The sequence below is a fragment of the Acidiplasma cupricumulans genome, assembly GCF_001402935.1.
GTDB lineage: Archaea > Thermoplasmatota > Thermoplasmata > Thermoplasmatales > Thermoplasmataceae > Acidiplasma > Acidiplasma aeolicum.
Map to the genome: position 1 here is coordinate 1 of NZ_LKBH01000138.1, position 3,173 is coordinate 3,173.

Annotated in this window: 3 protein-coding genes and 1 tRNA gene; 3 read left to right on the forward strand and 1 reads right to left on the reverse strand. The window is 32.9% G+C overall.

What is annotated here, in order from left to right:
- Positions 1-28 precede the first annotated feature (28 nt).
- The 3 genes from AOG55_RS04120 (at position 29) to AOG55_RS04130 (ending at position 1,842) form a co-directional block, all read left to right on the forward strand.
- Positions 29-1,225 carry an MFS transporter gene (locus tag AOG55_RS04120; RefSeq protein WP_048101235.1) on the forward strand — a complete coding sequence of 399 codons (1,197 nt, stop codon included), beginning with the start codon at positions 29-31 and terminating at the stop codon, positions 1,223-1,225.
- 30 nt (positions 1,226-1,255) lie between these two features.
- On the forward strand, positions 1,256-1,738 hold the full coding sequence (locus AOG55_RS04125) for an adenosine-specific kinase (protein WP_197065848.1): 483 nt from the start codon (positions 1,256-1,258) through the stop codon (positions 1,736-1,738).
- Positions 1,739-1,769: 31 nt separating this feature from the next.
- Positions 1,770-1,842: transfer RNA gene (locus tag AOG55_RS04130), tRNA-Arg, on the forward strand.
- A gap of 50 nt (positions 1,843-1,892) precedes the next feature.
- On the opposite strand, the gene AOG55_RS09470 is transcribed toward AOG55_RS04130, so the two are convergent.
- Positions 1,893-3,173, reverse strand: a 1,281-nt coding sequence (locus tag AOG55_RS09470) for a hypothetical protein (RefSeq protein ID WP_162216759.1), incomplete at its 5' end; no start/stop codon positions are given.

A 3,173-nucleotide genomic window follows, 5' to 3' on the forward strand; every position in this document is an offset into this window, starting at 1 on the left:
ATAAATAATATATTTTAATTACACAGTAATGAAGTTCAATTACAAATTAATAATAATATTATTATTTTTCCTGCTTTCCGCATATGCAATGTATTCAATTACATTTGTTTTGGTACCTGTATCACTGTACTTCCATGTTCCTGTTTCAGTTGTGACACTTGCAATTACGCTTTCATGGATAGGTGGTGCCATAGGTGGTTTCATATTTGGTATGGTTGCCGATAAAATAGGCAGAAAAAGGGCAATAATTATATCGGTCATTATTTATTCACTGGGTACCATTTTTGCAGGTCTTATTAACAGTGTTTATGAACTTTATTTTTTATGGTTTCTCGTTGGAATGGGGGTTAACGGTGAGAATGGAATAAGCTATGCACTTGTCTCAGAGTTCGAAAATACCATGCACAGGGGAATGACAGGGGGGTTCATGCAGGGCTTATACGCCATAGGGTCCCTTCTCGGTGCCTTTTCTGCATATATAATTATAGAGGTGCTTTCATTGAATTTCAGGATATTTTTCATCGTCATAGGTGTAATAAGCATTATATCATTAATATTATACAATAAAATACCTGAATCGTCAATATGGTTAAAATATAAAAATTCAAGCAATGGGAATTACAAAATAGAAATAGGTAAAATATTTACTGGCCGGGTCCGTAATATAACAATTTTTGGTTCATTGATTTCCCTGGGGTCATTTCTTTTCATAATACCATTGTTCAGCCTTGCCCCAACAGAACTTGAAAACCTTAATGTATACAATTATTATTTTATTATAATAATAGGAACATTTGCAGCAACCATATTTTACACATTTTCAGGTTACATGTATGAGCGCAAAAATGCAAAGGATGTAATGTACCCATTTGCAGCCGCATCATTAATATTTTCATTAATTTTTATACTAATAAACGCACACGGTGGATTAAGGTTTCTAAACGAGTTATTTTTAATACTTTTATTTATGTCATCGGCCTTTTTTTCCTTTTTTGGAATATGGATAAGCAGCCTTTACCCACCCAATATAAGAGCATCCGGTGCCAATTTTACACTTCTGGTGGGCAGGTTTTTTGGCGGGGGCTTTGGACCAATAATTACAGTAATCCTTGGGAAAAATCTCGGAGTAAATATGGGAATTGTGTTATTTATTTCATCCATTATTGTCCTGGTTGGACTTGTCTTTATCAGACCGGGTTCAATGGAAAAAATTAACAATACATAAATTTAATAACATTTTTAGGCATATATATTTATGGAAATGGATGAAATAGATATAGATATACCGGAAAATACCAATATAATACTGGGCTACTCACACTTTATAAAAACTGTTGAGGATCTTAATGAGATTATAAAAACAACGGTGCCACAGAGTTCTTATGCAATAGTTTTTTCGGAGGCATCAGGTGAGAGATTAATAAGATATGAGGGTAATGATGAGTTTCTAATAAATCTGGGCATTGAGAATATAAGGAAGATTTCTGCAGGGCATACATTCCTAATATATCTGAAAAATGCATATCCCATAAATGTTTTAAACGCCATCAAATTATGCCAGGAGGTTGGCACCATATATGCCGCAACTGCCAATCCATTAAAGGTTATAATTGCCAGAACCGATAATGGCAACGCTGTACTTGGTGTTTCTGATGGGTACTCTCCACTGGGTGTCGAGGATGAGGCTGCAAAAAAGAAGAGGCATAAATTATTAAGGGATATAGGTTATAAATCTTAATTTTTTTATCTTATAAAGCAATTATGCAACTGGGCCCGTGGTGTAATGGATTATCATATAGGCCTCCGGAGCCTATAATCCGGGTTCGAATCCCGGCGGGCTCAATACACATTGTTTTTGAAATTATTTAAACCAAACAATATGTAAACCCAATTTAAAATTTTATTATGCGTAATCCAATAAGCACTGCTATGGTTATTGAAAGTATGGCAGTAATTAATGATAGATACCCATAAATTCTCTGCTCCTCATTTATTTTTATTCCTATAATATTCAGCCTCTCTTCCAGATTTAAATATAAATCCCTAACACCATTGGAAATCTCAAGCAAATTCAACTCATTTCCAATATGTATCATAGTCTTAACAACATTGTAAACATTATATTCATCCAGTACCTCTGGGGCATGTTTTAAAACTTCCCTGTATCTACGGCCATAAATGAATTTTGAATAGCTGTCTATTACAAGTTTAAGATATTCCACAATATGGCTTATAATCAGTCCACCACCGGGCAGATACTGATTTAGTGATTGTCCAGCTGAAAGCCTGACAACGATGTTATGGAAAAAATATACCGTAGAATTCCCCTCATAATATGTATACATGCTGGCGGTGATTTTTTTAACGAAAAATCTATCAAAACCCTGCCTACTTATTTTAAACCTTATATTATCCTTTTCATCACCATCAATTGATAAAAAACCGGTATTTATATAAAAAAACTCAAGTAAAAATCTTACCATTGTACACGTTTTATTTCTTTCATCCTCAGTGGTATAATCATGACTGCTGTAACTAATGAACCTGTTTATTGGATCTGGTGAGATAATATTAAAAAGTACCGGATTTATTGAAATATCTGCCACGGTGTGATATCCAAGGGTATAAACATCGCCAAATGGATTATCATTTATAGCTCTGTTAAATCTGTCCAAAAACTGATGCTGTATTAAATAAATTCCAAGGTTTTTTATATTTGCCTCGTTTTTATATTCCTTAGAAAAATTATACAATAAACCAAAATTTTTCCCCAAGGCCACAATGTCATTTTCTGGAGATGCAACACGGCGGAATTTGAATTTCAATAAGCTGTAATCTCCAGTTGGAATTAATATTGAATGGATTGTAACCACAGGATCAAATTTTATTTTAGAACCTTTTATGTTATAAATTTTTAAAAAAAAATATACTTCTATGTTATATGTCCCAACATCATTCATTTCATCCTTTTCTAATAAATGCACGTTTTCAAAATATCCGGCCTTAAATGTGTAAAGTTTCCCCGCCTCCAAACTGGAAAGAAGCTGGTTTTTTCTTTTTAAAATGTCCATTAGAATTTTTGAATCATTATCATTGGATGTAAAGTCAAATACTGTATTATTATTTTTATAATCATGTAAATTTATAATTTTTTTATTTATAAGATCGGAAGA